A 16,614-nucleotide genomic window follows, 5' to 3' on the forward strand; every position below is an offset into this window, starting at 1 on the left:
GGTGCCCGCCGGCTTCCGGGTCAGCGCGCCGGCCAGGGCACCTGCGGCGACCGGTAGTAGTGGATGCCGAGGGCGTCCCAGCGCGGGCCCTGTGCCGCGAGCCGCACCCTGTAGGCGTTCCAGCCGTGCGTGGCCGCCGGGGACCAGCCCAGCTCGGCCGCGCCGGCGAGCCGCGGGAACGCCATGTACTCGATGTCGGCGGACCGGGTGAGGGTCTCGGACCACAGCGGTGCCTCGACGCCCCTGATCGCTGAGGCGGGTGCTCCGGCGAGGTAGGCGCCCGGGTTCCAGTCGTAGGACCGTCTGACCTCGACCAGGCCCGCCCACTTGGTGCCGAGGCGGGTGCCGCTCGTGTACTTCATGTCGAGGTAGATCCGGTCGGCCGGGGACAGGATCAGACCGGTGCCGTTCCGGGCGGCCTGGGCGACCTGGGCCTTCTCCGCCGCGTTGGTGCCGTCCAGGCCCCAGTACTGGGCGAGGGCGCCGCGGGCCGGGTGGGCCCCGGTGAGCTGGTGCCAGCCGATGACCGTCTTGCCGTACCGGGCGACGACCGGCTGCACGCGGTCCATGAAGCTCACGTAGTCGGTGTGGCTGGTGGAGTGCGCCTCGTCGCCGCCGATGTGCAGGTAGCGGCCGGGGGTGAGGGCGGCCAGTTCCCGGACCACGTCGTCCACGAAGTCGTAGGTGACCTGCTTGGGCACGCACAGCGAGCTGAAGCCGACCTGGGTGCCGGTGTACAGCGGGGGTGCCACGCCGTCGCAGGTGAGCTGCGCGTAGGAGGCGAGGGCGGCGTTGGTGTGGCCGGGCATGTCGATCTCGGGGACGACCTCCAGGTAGCGGGAGGCCGCGTACCGGACGATCTCCCGGTAGTCGTCCTTGGTGTAGAAGCCGCCCCGGCCGCCGCCGACCTGGGTGGAGCCGCCGTAGGAGGCCAGGCGCGGCCAGGAGTCGACGGCGATGCGCCAGCCCTGGTCGTCGCTGAGGTGCAGGTGCAGCTCGTTGACCTTGTAGAGCGCCAGCTGGTCGATGTAGCGCTCGACCTGGGCGACGGTGAAGAAGTGCCGGGAGACGTCCAGCATGGCGCCGCGGTAGGCGTAGCGGGGGCGGTCCTGCACCGTGCCGCCGGCGATCTGCCAGGTCGTGCGCTGGACGGTCCTCTTCTCGACGGCCGCCGGGAGGAGCTGGCGCAGCGTCTGGACGCCGTGGAAGAGGCCGGCGGGGGTACGCGCGGTGAGGGTGACCCCGCGGGCGCCGCTCTGCAGCCGGTAGCCCTCGGCGCCGAAGTCACCGCTCGCCAGGTGGAGTCGGATGCCTCCGGTGCCGCGGTCGGTGACGGGGAGCGGGTAGCCGGTGGCGGGGCGCAGCAGGCCGGCCAGGTAGGCGCCGATGCCGCGGACCTCGGCGGAGGCGTCGACGCGGACGGCGGTGGCGCGGGTGATGCGGTACGGCGTTCCGCCCGGGGTGACCGAGGCGGGTGCCGGGACCACCCGGTTCAGCGGGGTCGGGGCGGCCTCGGCCGCGGGGGCCGCGCCCAGGGTGAAGGCGCCGGCCGCCGCGAGCAGCAGCAGGGCAGCGAGGACGCGGGGCGTTCGGGGAGTCGTGCTGTGGTTCCGTCTCACATGCGCTCCCTTCGGATGGGGTCGACCGTCGGACGGGTACCGACCGCCCGACGTGGTCGAGACCAACTGTCCCGCAGATCGGGTGGAACAATCCCCGCATGGCGGAAATCATCCAGAAGGACGGCACCTGGGCCTTCGACGGCGACGCCCTGCGCCTCACGCCGGGCCGGGACAAGAACGTGGGCCTGCTCCGCCGCGAGCTGGGCGAACTGGTCGTGCCGCTGGGTGCGTTGGCCGGGATCTCGTTCGAGCAGGGCCGGAAGGCGGGGCGGCTCAGGCTGCGGCTGCGCGACGGCGCCGATCCCCTCCTCCAGGCCACGGCGGGCCGGCTGGCCGGGGCGCACGACCCGTATCAGCTGGCCGTGGAGCCCGACCGGTACGGGGTCGCCGAGTACGTCGCCGACGAGGTGCGCAACGCCCTGCTGCTGGACGGGGTGTCCGCGGACCCGGTCACCGCCTACCTGCTGCCGGGCCCGCCGGTGCCGGTGTCCGTCTCGGCCGGGGACGGCACGGCGGGCTTCGACGGGGACCGGGTGCGGCTGGAGTGGAACTGGAAGACGGAGGACGCCAAGGCCTCGTCCGGTCCGCGCACGATCCCCCTCGACGAGATCACCGGTGTGGAGTGGCAGCCGGCGGCCGGGCTGGAGAACGGGCATCTGCGGTTCCTGGTGCGCGGCGCCCCGGCCGCCGTGCCGCCCAAGTACGACCCGAACGCGGTCGAGCTGTGGGGCTTCAGGAAGGACCCGCTGATGGCCCTGGTCGCGGCGGCCGTGCAGGCGCGCCTGCCGCACCCCTCGGCGGCCGGGCCGATGGTGCCGCGGATCCCGCCGCAGCGGGCCGCGGAGCCGGCCGGGGACGACCACGACGTGCTGCTGCGCCGGCTGCGGGAGCTGGGCGAGCTGCACCGCGACGGGGTGCTGACCGACGAGGAGTTCGCGCTGGCCAAACAGGCGGTCCTCAAGCGCATGTGAGGACCGCCTGCCCGCGGACGGCCTACTTGGCCTTGCGGGAGACCGTGAAGTGGTCGATGCGGTCGCCGGTCTCGGCGATGCCCGACACCTTCAGCGTGGTCTGCCGGCCCTTCGGGGCGGGCGTGACGTCCACGCGGAGGAAGGAGTAGTTGAGGTAGCGCACCCGGGACCAGGCGACGGTCTCGTCGACCTTGCCGTCCTTGGTGTTCACGAACGAGGCGACCGAGTCGGTCTCGTGCTCGTGGCCCTCGTAGGAGTCGGGGGCGGAGAAGGCGTACAGGCTGCGGCCGGCGGCGCCCGCGGTGACGTAGACCACGCCGTCGGTCTCGGGGTAGGCGGTTCCGCCGATCGGCAGCTTCCGGGTGACCTTGCCCGCCTTGATGACGTCGGTGCGCTCGTACTGGTGGTTGTGGCCGTTGATGACCAGGTCCACCGTGTACTTCTCGAACAGCGGCACCCACTCCTGGCGGACGCCGCCCTCGGAGGCGTGCGCGGTGGAGGTGCAGTAGGCGCAGTGGTGGAAGAAGACGACGACGAAGTCGACGTCCTTGGCGGCGCGGAACTTCTTCAGCTGTCGTTCCAGCCATTTGGTCTGGGTTCCGCCCGATATGCCCAGGTTCGCCGGTATCTCGAAGGAGATGTCGTTGGCGTCGAGCGAGATGACGGCCGTGTTGCCGTAGACGAAGGAGTAGACGCCCGGCAGGTTCTTCGGGTCCGGCCCGTTGTCGGGGAGCGTCCAGCGGGCCTCCTCGCCGCCGTAGCCGTTGGGCGAGTACCAGGCCTCCATGTCGTGGTTGCCGTAGGCCGGCATCCACGGGACCTGCTTGGCGACCGACTCGGTCTGGTACAGGAACTGGTCCCAGGTGCGCGAGTCGAACCCGGCGTCGGTGGTCTTGCCCGCACCGGCCGGGTCGCCGTAGGCGATGTCACCGGCGTGCAGGTGGAAGGCCGGGTTCTGGCCGAGGATCAGGGCGTTGTTGGCCAGGCCGTGGTAGCCGACACCCTCGTCGCCGAAGGCGGTGAAGGTGAAGGGCGCCTTGTGGGCGGGGGCGGTGGTGAAGGTGCCCAGGGTGCCCGCCAGGTGCGGCTGGGCCGGGTCGAAGCCCTGGTGGCCGACGCCGTAGTAGTACGTCCTGCCGGGGCGCAGGTGGGTCAGCTTGGCGTGCAGGTAGTACTGGGTGTGGTCACCGCTCGCGCCGACACCGGCCGGGGTGTAGAGGGTGCGGACCTCGGCCTCGATCCTGCGGGAGAGGTCCCAGGGGTGGGCGCCGATGCGGATGAACGGCTTCTTGACGGCCACCGGGACCTGCCAGGAGACGGTGACCTCGGTGCGCGGGTCGTTGCCCCAGGCCAGGTGGCGGCCGAAGGGGGCGACGAGCGAACCGTCGACCGTGGCGGCGGAGGTGACGGTCCGCTGGGCCGGCACGGCCGCCTGGGCGGTGGCGCCCGGCACGAACGCGCCGCCCGCGACGGCGCCCAGGGTGACGGCGCCACCCCTGATCATGGTGCGCCGCGAGAATCTGGCGCGCAGGTACTCATGCTGCTCGGCCATGCTCATGCGCGCGGCCAGCTTCTCGGGTACTCCCATACGAGGAATGTCCATGGCGTCTGAAACTCGTCCGCCAGGGCGACGGGACACAAGACGCAGGATGGACAACGTGCGAACAGCGCACCATGAGAGATTCAACAGGCGCTTGCCCGGAATCGGGCACGATTCTTGCGAAAGACGCGCCGGTACTCCAGGATCTACCGGGTGCACGAGGAACTTGTCGATCATCTGACGCGCTCCACGCCCCTGAACCGGGGCGAGGCGCTGCGGGTGATCCAGGACGTGCTCGCCTACTTCGACGAGACGACCCAGGACTTCGTCCGTCGCCGCCACCGCGAACTCCAGACCCAGGGCCTGGTGAACGCGGAGATCTTCGAACGGATCGGGGCGGACCTGAAATACCGGGCGGTGGCGCCGCCGGAGCTGACGCTCAGGCAGCTGCGCCGCATGGTCTACGGCTGAGACGCCAGGCTGAGAGATACCTGTATATGTGCGGAATTGTCGGATACATCGGGAAGCGTGACGTGGCGCCCCTGCTGCTGGAGGGCCTCCAGCGGCTGGAGTACCGCGGCTACGACTCCGCGGGCATCGTCGTCACCTCCCCGAAGACGCCCGGCCTGAAGATGGTCAAGGCCAAGGGCCGGGTGCGCGACCTGGAGGCCAAGGTCCCGGCGCGCTTCAAGGGCACCACCGGTATCGCCCACACCCGCTGGGCCACCCACGGCGCCCCCTCCGACGTGAACGCCCACCCGCACATGTCGGCCGACAGCAAGGTGGCCGTCGTCCACAACGGCATCATCGACAACGCCGCCGACCTGCGCCGCAAGCTGGAGGCGGACGGCGTCGAGTTCCTCTCCGAGACCGACACCGAGGTCCTCGTCCACCTGATCGCCCGCTCCACGGCCGAGAAGCTGGAGGACAAGGTCCGCGAGACCCTCCGGGTGGTCGAGGGCACCTACGGCATCGCGGTCATGCACGCCGACTTCTCCGACCGCATCGTGGTGGCCCGCAACGGCTCCCCCGTCGTCCTCGGCATCGGCGAGAAGGAGATGTTCGTCGCCTCGGACATCGCCGCGCTGGTCGCCCACACCCGCCAGATAGTGACGCTGGACGACGGCGAGATGGCCACCCTCAAGGCCGACGACTTCCGCACGTACACCACCGAGGGCACCCGCACCTCGGCCGAGCCGACCACCGTGGAGTGGGAGGCGGCGTCGTACGACATGGGCGGCCACGACACCTACATGCACAAGGAGATCCACGAGCAGGCCGACGCCGTGGACCGCGTGCTGCGCGGCCGCATCGACGACCGGTTCTCCACCGTGCACCTCGGCGGCCTCAACCTGGACGCCCGCGAGGCCCGGCAGATCCGCCGCGTGAAGATCCTCGGCTGCGGCACCTCGTACCACGCGGGCATGATCGGCGCCCAGATGATCGAGGAGCTGGCCCGCATCCCCGCCGACGCCGAGCCGGCCTCCGAGTTCCGCTACCGCAACGCGGTGGTCGACCCCGACACCCTGTACATCGCGGTCTCCCAGTCCGGTGAGACGTACGACGTCCTGGCCGCCGTCCAGGAGCTGAAGCGCAAGGGCGCCCGGGTCCTCGGCGTGGTCAACGTGGTGGGCTCCGCGATCGCCCGCGAGGCCGACGGCGGCATCTACGTGCACGCCGGCCCGGAGGTCTGCGTCGTCTCGACCAAGTGCTTCACCAACACCACGGTCGCCTTCGCCCTGCTCGCCCTGCACCTCGGCCGCACCCGCGACCTCTCCGTGCGCGACGGCAAGCGGATCATCGAGGGCCTGCGCAGGCTGCCCGAGCAGATCACCGAGATCCTCAAGCAGGAAGAGGAGATCAAGCAGCTGGCGGAGGCCTACGCCGACGCCCGCTCGATGCTCTTCATCGGCCGCGTCCGGGGCTACCCGGTGGCCCGCGAGGCCTCCCTGAAGCTCAAGGAGGTCTCCTACATCCACGCCGAGGCCTACCCCGCCTCCGAGCTGAAGCACGGCCCGCTGGCCCTCATCGAGCCGGCCCTGCCCACGGTCGCGATCGTCCCCGACGACGACCTGCTGGAGAAGAACCGCGCGGCCCTGGAGGAGATCAAGGCCCGCGAGGGCAAGATCCTCGCCGTCGCCCACCAGCACCAGGAGAAGGCCGACCAGACGATCCTCGTCCCGAAGAACGAGGACGAACTGGACCCCATCCTGATGGGCATCCCCCTCCAGCTGCTGGCTTACCACACGGCCAAGGCCCTGGGCCGGGACATCGACAAGCCGCGGAACCTCGCGAAGTCGGTGACGGTGGAGTAGGACGCCGGAAAAGAACGGGCCCCCGCGCGGCCACCTTCTGCGCGGGGGTCCTTTCCGTGCTGCCGCTCATCGGCCGGCGGCCGTCACCCCCCGGCCCGCAGCACGCCCCGGAAGGGCCGCCGGACGCGGCCACGCCGTCCACGGCGGGCTCCCTTCGTGCGGATGCAGCTGTGCGGTAAGCGCTATATGCCCTTCGCGACGGCGCGAACCACCTCTACGCGCGAGTAGTTCCGCGCTGCACCAACTCCGGGCGCGGCTCAGGGAGTCGGGAAGGCGAGGGGGTTCAGGGAATGACGATCACGGGCCGCTGCGCCCGCTTGGCGAGCCGTCCCGCGACGGAGCCGAAGATCCGGCCGACGATGCCGTGCGTGGAGCCGACGACGATCGCGTCCGCCTCGTACTCCCGCCCGACCTCCTCCAGCTCGTGACAGATGTCACCGCCCCGCTCGACCAGGATCCACGGCACCTCGGCCAGATAGTCCGCACAGGCCAGCTCCAGCCCCAGGACCTCCGTGCGGTGGTCCGGCACGTCGACGAAGACCGGCGGCTCGCAGCCGGCCCACACCGTGGTGGGCAGCCGGTTGGCGACATGGACGATGATCAGGCCGGAGTGGGACCGGTGGGCCATGCCGATCGCGTAGGCGAGGGCGCGCTCACTGGAGGTGGAGCCGTCGAAGCCGACGACGACTCCGTGCCGGAAGGCGGGGTCGCAGGAAGGACGTGCCTCTTCCGCCGCCAGGGGATCGGCCGCCGTGGGGTCGGCGACCGGCCGCTTGCGGTCCGCGGGTTCGAAGAATTCGTGACCGGCCATGGCTGTCTCGGCGTTGTGATCCTTGATCGGGTGGGACGACAGTGTGCGGCGGAGCTGTGTCCGGGAAACATCTTCCCAAGCCCATACCCCCAAGGGTACGGCGGCACGCCTCCCGAGCCCAGACACCGCGCACGCTCCGTGAGCGGCCCCCCGACGTCCGTAGGGGTTCACCGGAGCATGCACGAGCCGCGCCCGTAACGCAATGGTTGCTGCCCCGTACAGGCGGTTTGCACGGCGTTCACAGATGCGCCTGCGGTGACCGAGCGGTCGGACGGGCGTTGAATCGGGGTGAGCCACCGCCACAGGGAGTACGAGATGCCCGCACCCCGCCCCAGCAGCGACCCGCGCCCCGCGCCGGACACCGCGAGTGATGTGATCCGCTGGGCGGCCTTCAGCTGCGTACTCGTCCCCGTGGTGCTCGTCTGGTACGGCACCTCGCTGGCCGGCGCCACGGGCGCCGCGCTGGGCCTCGCCGCCGTCACGGCGGCCTGCCGGGTGCTGCTGCGCCGTTCCGAGCGGTGCGCCCGGCATTGCGAGGCGCAAAGAGGCGGACGTCACACCCGGGAGCAGACACCGGTCGACTGACCTGTTTCCGCGCCTTTGAACGCTGCTTTTCAGCCAACTTCTCGATATCGGCCAGGAGGGGTCCGAACCACCCTCCAACCCCCGTTCCACCTGCACGGAAAGGGTCTACGAGCCGCTGCGCACCCTACGCGGTTTGGCCACTGCGACAAGGCGCACTTCCCTGCACGCCTCGCGAGTGCAACGCTTCGTGATCGAATGCTTCACGCCAAGTTGTCATGTCGACAATGTGCCGCGTGGGGAACTGGTCACCGCGCGATTGCGGGAGCCAGTAAATTCGATCTTGACTGTCTTTACGGCGGGGGACTCGTGCAGGACCGAGGGGAAACGTGCAGGAGCGACACAACCGAGGAGCCGCGACCACCGAGGGGGGCTTAGCAGTATGAGCCACGACTCCACTGCCTCGCCGGACGCCGCAGCCCGGAAACTGTCCGGGCGACGCCGCAAGGAGATCGTCGCGGTGCTGCTGTTCAGCGGCGGCCCCATTTTCGAGAGTTCCATTCCGCTGTCGGTGTTCGGGATCGACCGCCAGGACGCCGGCGTGCCGCGCTACCGCCTGCTGGTGTGCGCGGGCGAGGAAGGCCCGCTGCGGACCACAGGGGGCCTGGAACTCACCGCACCGCATGGGCTGGAGGCGATCTCACGCGCCGGGACGGTCGTCGTACCGGCCTGGCGTTCGATCACCTCACCGCCACCGGAGGAGGCGCTCGACGCGCTGCGCCGGGCACACGAGGAAGGCGCCCGCATCGTCGGGCTGTGCACGGGCGCGTTCGTGCTCGCGGCGGCCGGACTGCTGGACGGCCGCCCGGCGACCACCCACTGGATGTACGCACCGACGCTGGCCAAGCGCTACCCGTCGGTCCACGTGGATCCGCGGGAACTGTTCGTCGACGACGGCGACGTGCTCACGTCGGCGGGTACGGCGGCCGGAATCGATCTCTGTCTCCACATCGTGCGGACGGACCACGGCAACGAGGCGGCCGGCGCGCTGGCCCGCCGCCTGGTGGTCCCGCCGCGCCGGTCCGGCGGACAGGAGCGCTACCTCGACAGGTCTTTACCGGAGGAGATCGGCGCCGACCCGCTCGCCGAGGTCGTCGCCTGGGCGCTGGAACACCTCCACGAGCAGTTCGACGTGGAGACACTGGCGGCACGCGCCTACATGAGCCGCCGTACGTTCGACCGCCGGTTCCGCTCGCTGACGGGCAGCGCACCCCTTCAGTGGCTGATCACCCAGCGGGTGCTGCAGGCGCAGCGGCTGCTGGAGACGTCGGACTACTCCGTGGACGAGGTGGCGGGCCGGTGCGGCTTCCGCTCGCCGGTGGCCCTGCGCGGCCACTTCCGCCGCCAGCTCGGCTCGTCCCCCGCCGCCTACCGGGCCGCCTACCGGGCCCGCCGGCCGCAGGGCGACAGGCCGGGCGAGACGGAGCCGGCGGTGCCACAGCCCGGACAGCAGGGCGCGCCCGCGGGCCTGTCCGGTCCGGTGGGCGGTCCGCCGCCCGCGCTGGCGTACGAGCACCGGGACGGCGGGGTGCCGATGCAGACCCGCCGGGCCGCCGCCGGAGCGGTGGGGCTGCTGCCGGGACCGCGCAGCGGTAGCTGAGCGCGGAGAAAGAGGGGGCGAGCGCGTGCTCGCCCCCTCTTCTCCGTACCGGCGACTCCGCGTTCCGGCGGCATCCCCGTACCGGCGGCCCCCGTCACAGGGGGCACCCAAAAGCTCAGGTCCGCTTTAGGGTGGTCGCATGAACGATCGCATGGTGTGGATCGACTGCGAGATGACCGGCCTCTCGCTGTCCGACGACGCTCTCATCGAGGTGGCCGCCCTCGTCACCGACTCCGAGCTGAACGTGCTGGGCGACGGCGTCGACATCGTCATCCGGCCGCCGGCCCGGGCGCTGGAGACGATGCCGGAGGTGGTGCGTCAGATGCACACCGCGTCCGGACTGCTCGCCGAGCTGGAGAGCGGGACGACCCTTCAGGACGCCGAGGAGCAGGTCCTCGCCTATGTCCGGGAGTACGTGAAGGAACCCGGCAAGGCCCCGCTGTGCGGCAACTCCGTCGGCACCGACCGCGGTTTCCTCCTGCGGGACATGCCCACGCTGGAGGACTACCTCCACTACCGCATCGTCGACGTGTCCTCGGTCAAGGAGCTGGCCCGCCGCTGGTACCCGCGGGCGTACTTCAACAGCCCGGAGAAGAACGGCAACCACCGGGCCCTCGCCGACATCCGCGAGTCGATCGCCGAGCTGCGCTACTACCGCGAGGCCATCTTCGTGCCGCAGCCCGGCCCGGACTCCGACACCGCGAGGACGATCGCCGCCCGGCACGTCCTGCCCGCGCAGTAGCCGCCGCGCGGGGCCGCGCGAAAACCTGTGCGCGAGCACCCCTTCGGACCCTGTAGACTTCTTCTCGGCCGGTCGGGGAAAACACTCCTCGAACAACCGGTCGTGGTGGGTGTAGCTCAGCTGGTAGAGCACCTGGTTGTGGTCCAGGATGTCGCGGGTTCGAGTCCCGTCACTCACCCTGAGTAATCAGCCGGTGACTCCGTCGCAAGACGGGTCACCGGCTGATTCTGTTTTCCCCGGAGGGCCGGGCCGCCGGGGAGGCGTTTCCGGAGCGCCCCGCCCCCTCACGACGAGGCCCGCACCACCAGTTCCGTGGGGAGCACCGCCCGGCGGCGGTCCAGGCCGCGGGACGCGGGCGGGCGGCGATCGGCGATCTCCGTCTGGAGGAGGTCGATCATCGCGCGGCCCATCTCCTGTATGGGCTGGCGGACGCTGGTGAGCGGCGGATCCATGTGGCGGGCGATGGCGGAGTCGTCGTAGCCGACCAGGGCGACGTCGTCGGGGATGCGGCGGCCCGCCTCGCGCAGCACCTGCCGGGCACCGGCCGCCATCACGTCCGAGCCGGCGAAGACCGCGTCCAGGTCGGGGTGGTGAGCAAGGAGGAGCCGCATCGCGCGGCGGCCGCCCTCCTCGGTGAAGTCGCCCGGCTCGATCAGGAGCTCGTCCGCCGGGTGGCCCGCGTCGCGCAGGGCGTCGCGATAGCCGTCGACGCGGCGCTGGGCGCCGTAGACGTCCAGGCGGCCGGTGATGTGCGCGATCCGGCGGCGGCCCCGGCCCAGCAGGTGCTCCACCGCCGAGCGGGCGCCCCCGTAGTTGTCGGAGTCCACCGAGGTGAGCGACTCGGCCGCCGAGCGCGGGCCGCTGATCACGGCCGGGATCTCCAGCTGGGACAACAGGTCGGGGAGGGGGTCGTCGGCGTGGACGGAGACCAGGAGGACGCCGTCCACGCGGTGGGCCGCCAGGTACTGCGCGAGGCGCTGCCGCTCGCGGTCGCTGCCGGCGAAGATCAGCAGCAGCTGCATCTCGGTGTCGGCGAGTTCGGCGCCCACACCCCGCAGTATGTCCGAGAAGTACGGTTCCGCGAAGAAGCGGGTCTCCGGCTCGGGGACCACCAGGGCGATGGCGTCGGTGCGGTTGGCCGCGAGGGCGCGGGCGGCGGTGTTGGGGACGTACCCCAGCTCGGCGACGGCCGCCTCGACCGCGGCGCGGGTGGCGTCGCTGACCCGGGGCGAGCCGTTGATCACCCGGGAGACCGTGCCCCGTCCGACCCCGGCCCGGGCGGCGACCTCTTCGAGCGTGGGCCGCCCTCCGCTCCGGCCCCGCCCTCCGTGGCTTGCCATGGGCTCCGCCTTTCTCGCCGCGTCCTGCTTATGGCTGGAATCTAACAGTCCTGGCCGGCGTGACGAGCGGTACGAAGGGACCCGTGAGCGCAGTTAACAGGCAGATAACTGAACGCGGTTCGCCCCGTCCGCTCCCTTGACACCCCGCCGGGAACCGACGACTCTTCAACACATCACTTGTGGGAGCGCTCCCACAGTACCTGACACCTACACATCCCGCACGTTCCCCGCCCGAGCCGCAGCGAGTACGAACGGGCCCGTTTTCCATGCAGTTGGCCGGGGGGTCGGCACGTCAGGCAACAGGAGGACGCAATGCGCACGAGCATCCGCCGGTCCCATCGGCTGATGGCCCTCACGGCCGTGGCCGCACTGGCCACGGGGCTGCTGGCCGGCTGCGCCAACGACTCGGACGACGGCACGTCCGACAACTCGGGCGGCGACGGCGGTGGCGGCAAGGGCAGGATCACGCTGACCATCGGGACCTTCGGCGTCTTCGGTTACAAGCAGGCCGGGCTGTACGACGAGTACATGAGGCTGCACAAGGACATCAACATCAAGGAGAACGTCACCACCAGAACAGACGTGTACTGGCCGAAGGTGCTCACCCGCCTCCAGGCCGGCTCCGGCACCGACGACGTCCAGGCCATCGAGGTCGGCAACATCACCGAGGCCGTGCAGACCCAGGCGGACAAGTTCGTGGACCTCGGCAAGGAGGTCGACAAGTCGCAGTGGCTGGACTGGAAGAACGCCCAGGCCACCGCGAAGGACGGCAAGCTCATCGGGCTCGGCACCGACATCGGGCCGATGGCGATCTGCTACCGCAAGGACCTGTTCAAGAAGGCCGGCCTGGAGACGGACCGCACCAAGCTGGCCGCCCAGTGGAAGGGTGACTGGGCGAAGTACGTCGACCTCGGCAAGCAGTACATGAAGAAGGCGCCCGACGGCACCAAGTTCGTGGACTCCGCCTCCTCCGTCTACAACGCGGCCCTCGGCGGCGCCGACACCCGGTACTACGACAAGGACGGCAACGTCGTCTGGGACAAGTCCGCTGGCGTGAAGAAGGCCTGGGACGCCGCGATGACGGTCGCCACCAGCGACATGTCGGCCAAGCTGAAGCAGTTCGACAAGCCGTGGGACCAGGGCTTCGCCAACGGCACCTTCGCCTCCGTGGCCTGCCCGGCCTGGATGCTCGGCCAGATCGAGGAGAAGGCCGGTGACTCCGGCAAGGGCAACTGGGACGTGGCGGCGGCACCGACCGCGGCCAACTGGGGCGGCTCCTTCCTCGGTGTGCCGACGGCGGGCAAGCACCAGAAGGAGGCCATCGAGTTCGTGAAGTGGCTGACCGCGCCGGAGCAGCAGGCGAAGGTCTTCGCCAAGCAGGCCAGCTTCCCGTCGACCCCGTCGGCCTACGCGAGCCTGAAGCCGGCCTCCGACACCACGGCGTACTTCTCGAACGCGCCGATCACGCAGATCTTCGCCGACTCGGCGAAGACCATCCCGGTGCAGTACTTCGGCGTCAAGGACCAGCCGATCAACAGCGCGCTGACCGACGTCGGCATCCTCCAGGTCGAGCAGCGGGGCAAGTCGCCCGAGCAGGGCTGGGACGCCGCGAAGAACGAGATCAAGGACGTGCTCGGCCAGTGAGCAGCTCCAAGCAGGCTCTCGCGCGTGCCGCGTCGAGCGCCGAGGCCGCGCCCGGCTCCACGCCGGGCGCGGCCCGGGGCGCTCGCGGTCGCGGTGCGCCGGCGGACGCCGACTCCTGGCGCAGCCGGCTGTACCGCTGGGACATGAAGGCGTCGCCGTACGCCTTCGTCGCCCCCTTCTTCCTCCTCTTCGGGGCCTTCTCCCTGGTCCCGCTGCTCTACACGGCCTGGTACTCGCTGCACAACGTGCAGTTGTCCGCCCTCGACCACCAGACCTGGGCGGGCCTGGACAACTACCGGAACCTGCTGTCCTCGGACTTCTTCTGGAACGCGCTGAAGAACACCTTCTCCATCGGCGTCATCTCGACCGTGCCGCAGCTGCTGGCCGCGCTGGCGCTCGCGCACCTGCTCAACTACAAGCTGCGCGGCTCGACCGTGTGGCGCGTGGTGATGCTGACCCCGTACGCCACCTCGGTGGCGGCGGCGACCCTGGTGTTCACGCTGCTGTACTCGTGGGACGGCGGCATGGTCAACTGGTTCCTCGACTTCTTCGGGGTCGGTCCGGTCAACTGGCGGGAGTCCGACTGGGGTTCACAGTTCGCGGTGTCCTCCATCGTGATCTGGCGGTGGACCGGGTACAACGCGCTGATCTACCTGGCCGCCATGCAGGCGATCCCGGCCGATCTGTACGAGTCGGCGGCGATCGACGGCGCCAACCGCTGGCAGCAGTTCCGGCACGTGACCATTCCGCAGCTGCGGCCGACGATCCTGTTCACGGTGGTCGTCTCCACCATCGGCGCCACCCAGCTCTTCGGTGAGCCGCTGCTGTTCGGCGGGGTCAGCGGGTCCAAGGGCGGCTCGGAGCACCAGTACCAGACCCTCGGCCTGTACATGTACGACCAGGGCTGGATCATCGGCAACCTCGGCAAGGCGTCCGCCATCGCCTGGTCGATGTTCCTCATCCTGCTGATCATCGCCGCGGTCAACCTGCTGCTCACCCGACGGCTGAGGAAGTCCCAATGACCACCACTGAACTCACGCTGCCCCGGAAGACCGGCGGGCGCCGGGGCCGGATGGGTGCGGGCAAGCAGCTGCACGCGGGCCCGGTGACCTATGTCGTGCTGACCGTGTTCGCGCTGGTCTCGCTGGCCCCCCTGGTGTGGACGGCGATCGCGGCCTCCCGCACGGACCACCGGCTGGCCGAGACCCCGCCGCCGCTGTGGTTCGGCGGCAACCTGTTCAAGAACCTCCAGGCGGCCTGGGACGAGGCCGGGCTCGGCACCGCGATGGTCAACTCGGTGATCGTGGCGGGCACGATCACCGTGAGCACGGTGCTGTTCTCCACCCTGGCCGGCTTCGCCTTCGCCAAGCTGCGGTTCCGGTTCTCCGGTCTGCTGTTGCTGCTGACCATCGGCACGATGATGATCCCGCCGCAGCTCGCCGTCGTACCGCTGTACCTGTGGATGTCGGACCTGGGCTGGTCGAACCAGCTGCAGACGGTGGTCCTGCCGAGCCTGGTGACCGCGTTCGGTACGTTCTTCATGCGGCAGTACCTGGTGCAGGCGCTGCCGACCGAGCTGATCGAGGCGGCCCGGGTGGACGGGGCGAGCAGTCTGCGGATCGTCTGGCACGTGGTCTTCCCGGCGGCGCGGCCCGCGATGGCGGTGCTGGGCCTGCTGACGTTCGTGTTCGCCTGGAACGACTTCCTGTGGCCGATCATCGCCCTGAACCAGCAGAACCCGACGGTGCAGGTGGCCCTGAACTCGCTCGGCACCGGGTACGTCCCCGACCAGGCGGTGATCATGGCGGGGGCGCTGCTCGGCACGCTGCCGCTGCTGGTCGCCTTCCTGCTGTTCGGCAAGCAGATCGTGGGCGGGATCATGCAGGGCGCGATCAAGGGCTGATCCGCCCGTCCGCTTCACGGGGGCCGGGTCACCGCCGTCCCGGCCCCTTCTCCGCACGCATCCACCGGCTCTTGAGACCCTTCATGGGAGCGCTTCCATGCCTGACTCCGTTTCGCCCGTGACCTTTCCTCCCGCCTTCCTCTGGGGCGCCGCGACCTCGGCGTACCAGATCGAGGGGGCGGTGCGGGAGGACGGGCGCACCCCCTCCATCTGGGACACCTTCAGCCATACGCCGGGCAGGACGGCCGGCGGCGAGACCGGGGACGTCGCGGTCGACCACTACCACCGCTACCGCGACGACGTGGCGCTGATGGCGGAGCTGGGCCTCGGCGCGTACCGCTTCTCCGTCTCCTGGTCCCGGGTGCAGCCGACGGGCCGGGGCCCCGCGGTCCAGCGGGGCCTGGACTTCTACCGCCGCCTGGTCGACGAACTGCTGGCACGGGGCATCAAGCCGGCCCTCACCCTCTACCACTGGGACCTGCCGCAGGAGCTGGAGGACGCGGGCGGCTGGCCGGTACGGGACACCGCGTTCCGGTTCGCCGAGTACGCGCAGCTCGTCGGCGAGGCGCTGGGCGACCGGGTGGAGCACTGGATCACCCTCAACGAGCCGTGGTGCAGCGCCTTCCTGGGCTACGGCTCCGGGGTGCACGCGCCCGGCCGGACCGACCCGGCGGCCTCGCTGCGCGCGGCCCACCACCTCAACCTCGGCCACGGGCTGGCCGTCTCGGCCCTGCGGACGGCGATGCCCTCCCGCAACCAGATCGCGGTCAGCCTCAACTCCTCGGTGGTGCGGCCCCTCACCCAGGACCCGGCCGACCTGGCCGCGGCCCGCCGGATCGACGACCTGGCCAACGGTGTCTTCCACGGCCCGATGCTGCACGGCGCGTACCCGTCGTCGCTGCTCGACTCCACGCGCTCGGTCACCGACTGGTCGTACGTCCTCGACGGCGACGTGCGCACCATCAACGCCCCGCTGGACGCGCTGGGCCTGAACTACTACACCCCGACCCTGGTCTCGGCCGCGTCCGGCGAGGTCAAGGGACCGCGAGCGGACGGCCACGGCAGCAGCGACCACTCGCCCTGGCCCGCCGGCGACGACATCGTCTTCCACCAGACCCCCGGCGAACGCACGGAGATGGGCTGGACGATCGACCCGACGGGCCTGTACGACCTGATCATGCGCTACACGCGCGAGGCACCGGGCCTGCCGCTCTACGTCACCGAGAACGGCGCGGCCTACGACGACAAGCCCGACCCCGAGGGCCGGGTGCACGACCCCGAGCGCATCGCCTACCTGCACGGCCACCTGTCGGAGGTGCGCCACGCCATCGCCGACGGCGCCGATGTCCGCGGCTACTTCCTGTGGTCCCTGATGGACAACTTCGAGTGGGCGTACGGCTACGGCAAGCGGTTCGGCGCGGTGTACGTGGACTACGCCACGCTGGAGCGGACGCCGAAGTCGAGCGCGCGGTGGTACGCGGAGGCGGCCCGCACGGGGGTGCTGCCGCCGGCGGACTCCGCCGCGTGACCCGGTGGCGCGGCCCGTC

General features: G+C 70.7%; 14 protein-coding genes and 1 tRNA gene. 11 read left to right on the forward strand and 4 right to left on the reverse strand.

What is annotated here, in order from left to right:
• Positions 1 to 20 precede the first annotated feature (20 nt).
• Positions 21 to 1,619: a beta-N-acetylhexosaminidase gene (locus tag IEZ20_RS02760; protein WP_189294427.1), complete on the reverse strand. Its 1,599-nt coding sequence runs from the start codon at positions 1,617 to 1,619 to the stop codon at positions 21 to 23.
• A 98-nt stretch (positions 1,620 to 1,717) separates the two neighbouring features.
• Here IEZ20_RS02760 and IEZ20_RS02765 point away from each other — a divergent pair, with 98 nt between their 5' ends.
• Positions 1,718 to 2,590 carry a DUF4429 domain-containing protein gene (locus IEZ20_RS02765; protein ID WP_189294428.1) on the forward strand — a complete coding sequence of 291 codons (873 nt, stop codon included), beginning with the start codon at positions 1,718 to 1,720 and terminating at the stop codon, positions 2,588 to 2,590.
• Between the two features lie 22 nt (positions 2,591 to 2,612).
• Here IEZ20_RS02765 and IEZ20_RS02770 read toward each other — a convergent pair whose 3' ends face one another.
• Positions 2,613 to 4,178, reverse strand: a complete 1,566-nt coding sequence (locus IEZ20_RS02770; protein ID WP_189294429.1) for a purple acid phosphatase family protein — start codon at positions 4,176 to 4,178, stop codon at positions 2,613 to 2,615.
• A 165-nt stretch (positions 4,179 to 4,343) separates the two neighbouring features.
• On the opposite strand from IEZ20_RS02770, the gene IEZ20_RS02775 reads away from it, so the two are divergent.
• Entirely contained in the window at positions 4,344 to 4,601 is a 258-nt protein-coding gene (locus IEZ20_RS02775) for a hypothetical protein (protein WP_189294430.1), read from the forward strand.
• Positions 4,602 to 4,627: 26 nt separating this feature from the next.
• A complete protein-coding gene (gene glmS, locus IEZ20_RS02780; protein ID WP_189294431.1) occupies positions 4,628 to 6,445 on the forward strand; it encodes a glutamine--fructose-6-phosphate transaminase (isomerizing) in 1,818 nt (605 codons plus the stop codon).
• A gap of 283 nt (positions 6,446 to 6,728) precedes the next feature.
• On the opposite strand, the gene IEZ20_RS02785 is transcribed toward glmS, so the two are convergent.
• Positions 6,729 to 7,256: a universal stress protein gene (locus tag IEZ20_RS02785; RefSeq protein ID WP_189294432.1), complete on the reverse strand. Its 528-nt coding sequence runs from the start codon at positions 7,254 to 7,256 to the stop codon at positions 6,729 to 6,731.
• 315 nt (positions 7,257 to 7,571) lie between these two features.
• On the opposite strand from IEZ20_RS02785, the gene IEZ20_RS02790 reads away from it, so the two are divergent.
• The 4 genes from IEZ20_RS02790 to IEZ20_RS02805 all read left to right on the forward strand — a co-directional run bounded on the left by IEZ20_RS02790 (position 7,572) and on the right by IEZ20_RS02805 (position 10,358).
• The gene (locus IEZ20_RS02790) at positions 7,572 to 7,841 is read left to right on the forward strand and encodes a hypothetical protein (protein WP_189294433.1); all 270 of its coding nucleotides are present in this window, start codon (positions 7,572 to 7,574) and stop codon (positions 7,839 to 7,841) included.
• A 379-nt stretch (positions 7,842 to 8,220) separates the two neighbouring features.
• A complete protein-coding gene (locus IEZ20_RS02795; protein ID WP_189294434.1) occupies positions 8,221 to 9,438 on the forward strand; it encodes a helix-turn-helix domain-containing protein in 1,218 nt (405 codons plus the stop codon).
• 139 nt (positions 9,439 to 9,577) lie between these two features.
• Positions 9,578 to 10,180, forward strand: a complete 603-nt coding sequence (gene orn, locus IEZ20_RS02800) for an oligoribonuclease (RefSeq protein WP_189294435.1) — start codon at positions 9,578 to 9,580, stop codon at positions 10,178 to 10,180.
• Positions 10,181 to 10,285: 105 nt separating this feature from the next.
• Positions 10,286 to 10,358 (forward strand) — tRNA-His (locus IEZ20_RS02805).
• 106 nt (positions 10,359 to 10,464) lie between these two features.
• Here IEZ20_RS02805 and IEZ20_RS02810 read toward each other — a convergent pair.
• Complete coding sequence (locus tag IEZ20_RS02810; protein ID WP_189294436.1) at positions 10,465 to 11,520, reverse strand: LacI family DNA-binding transcriptional regulator; 1,056 nt, start codon at positions 11,518 to 11,520, stop codon at positions 10,465 to 10,467.
• Positions 11,521 to 11,832: 312 nt separating this feature from the next.
• Here IEZ20_RS02810 and IEZ20_RS02815 point away from each other — a divergent pair, with 312 nt between their 5' ends.
• From IEZ20_RS02815 to IEZ20_RS02830, 4 genes are all read left to right on the forward strand, one after another.
• A complete protein-coding gene (locus IEZ20_RS02815; protein WP_189294437.1) occupies positions 11,833 to 13,164 on the forward strand; it encodes an ABC transporter substrate-binding protein in 1,332 nt (443 codons plus the stop codon).
• Positions 13,161 to 14,186 carry a carbohydrate ABC transporter permease gene (locus tag IEZ20_RS02820; RefSeq protein WP_189294438.1) on the forward strand — a complete coding sequence of 342 codons (1,026 nt, stop codon included), beginning with the start codon at positions 13,161 to 13,163 and terminating at the stop codon, positions 14,184 to 14,186. The genes IEZ20_RS02815 and IEZ20_RS02820 overlap by 4 nt, the downstream gene beginning before the upstream one ends.
• Positions 14,183 to 15,067, forward strand: a complete 885-nt coding sequence (locus tag IEZ20_RS02825) for a carbohydrate ABC transporter permease (RefSeq protein ID WP_189294439.1) — start codon at positions 14,183 to 14,185, stop codon at positions 15,065 to 15,067. Before IEZ20_RS02820 ends, IEZ20_RS02825 begins: the two co-directional genes overlap by 4 nt.
• Positions 15,068 to 15,164: 97 nt before the next feature.
• The gene (locus IEZ20_RS02830) at positions 15,165 to 16,595 is read left to right on the forward strand and encodes a GH1 family beta-glucosidase (protein WP_189294440.1); all 1,431 of its coding nucleotides are present in this window, start codon (positions 15,165 to 15,167) and stop codon (positions 16,593 to 16,595) included.
• The last annotated feature ends 19 nt before the right edge of the window (positions 16,596 to 16,614 follow it).

Source organism: Streptomyces cinerochromogenes, assembly GCF_014648635.1.
GTDB lineage: Bacteria > Actinomycetota > Actinomycetes > Streptomycetales > Streptomycetaceae > Streptomyces > Streptomyces cinerochromogenes.

Bases quoted from the DNA above. Each gene is read 5' to 3' on its own strand.
- IEZ20_RS02765 (WP_189294428.1), top strand. From the start codon at position 1,718: ATGGCGGAAATCATCCAGAAGGACGGCACCTGGGCCTTCGACGGCGAC.
- IEZ20_RS02770 (WP_189294429.1), bottom strand. From the start codon at position 4,178: ATGGGAGTACCCGAGAAGCTGGCCGCGCGCATGAGCATGGCCGAGCAG.
- glmS (WP_189294431.1), top strand. From the start codon at position 4,628: ATGTGCGGAATTGTCGGATACATCGGGAAGCGTGACGTGGCGCCCCTG.
- IEZ20_RS02785 (WP_189294432.1), bottom strand. From the start codon at position 7,256: ATGGCCGGTCACGAATTCTTCGAACCCGCGGACCGCAAGCGGCCGGTC.
- IEZ20_RS02790 (WP_189294433.1), top strand. From the start codon at position 7,572: ATGCCCGCACCCCGCCCCAGCAGCGACCCGCGCCCCGCGCCGGACACC.
- IEZ20_RS02795 (WP_189294434.1), top strand. From the start codon at position 8,221: ATGAGCCACGACTCCACTGCCTCGCCGGACGCCGCAGCCCGGAAACTG.
- orn (WP_189294435.1), top strand. From the start codon at position 9,578: ATGAACGATCGCATGGTGTGGATCGACTGCGAGATGACCGGCCTCTCG.
- IEZ20_RS02810 (WP_189294436.1), bottom strand. From the start codon at position 11,520: ATGGCAAGCCACGGAGGGCGGGGCCGGAGCGGAGGGCGGCCCACGCTC.
- IEZ20_RS02815 (WP_189294437.1), top strand. From the start codon at position 11,833: ATGCGCACGAGCATCCGCCGGTCCCATCGGCTGATGGCCCTCACGGCC.
- IEZ20_RS02825 (WP_189294439.1), top strand. From the start codon at position 14,183: ATGACCACCACTGAACTCACGCTGCCCCGGAAGACCGGCGGGCGCCGG.
- IEZ20_RS02830 (WP_189294440.1), top strand. From the start codon at position 15,165: ATGCCTGACTCCGTTTCGCCCGTGACCTTTCCTCCCGCCTTCCTCTGG.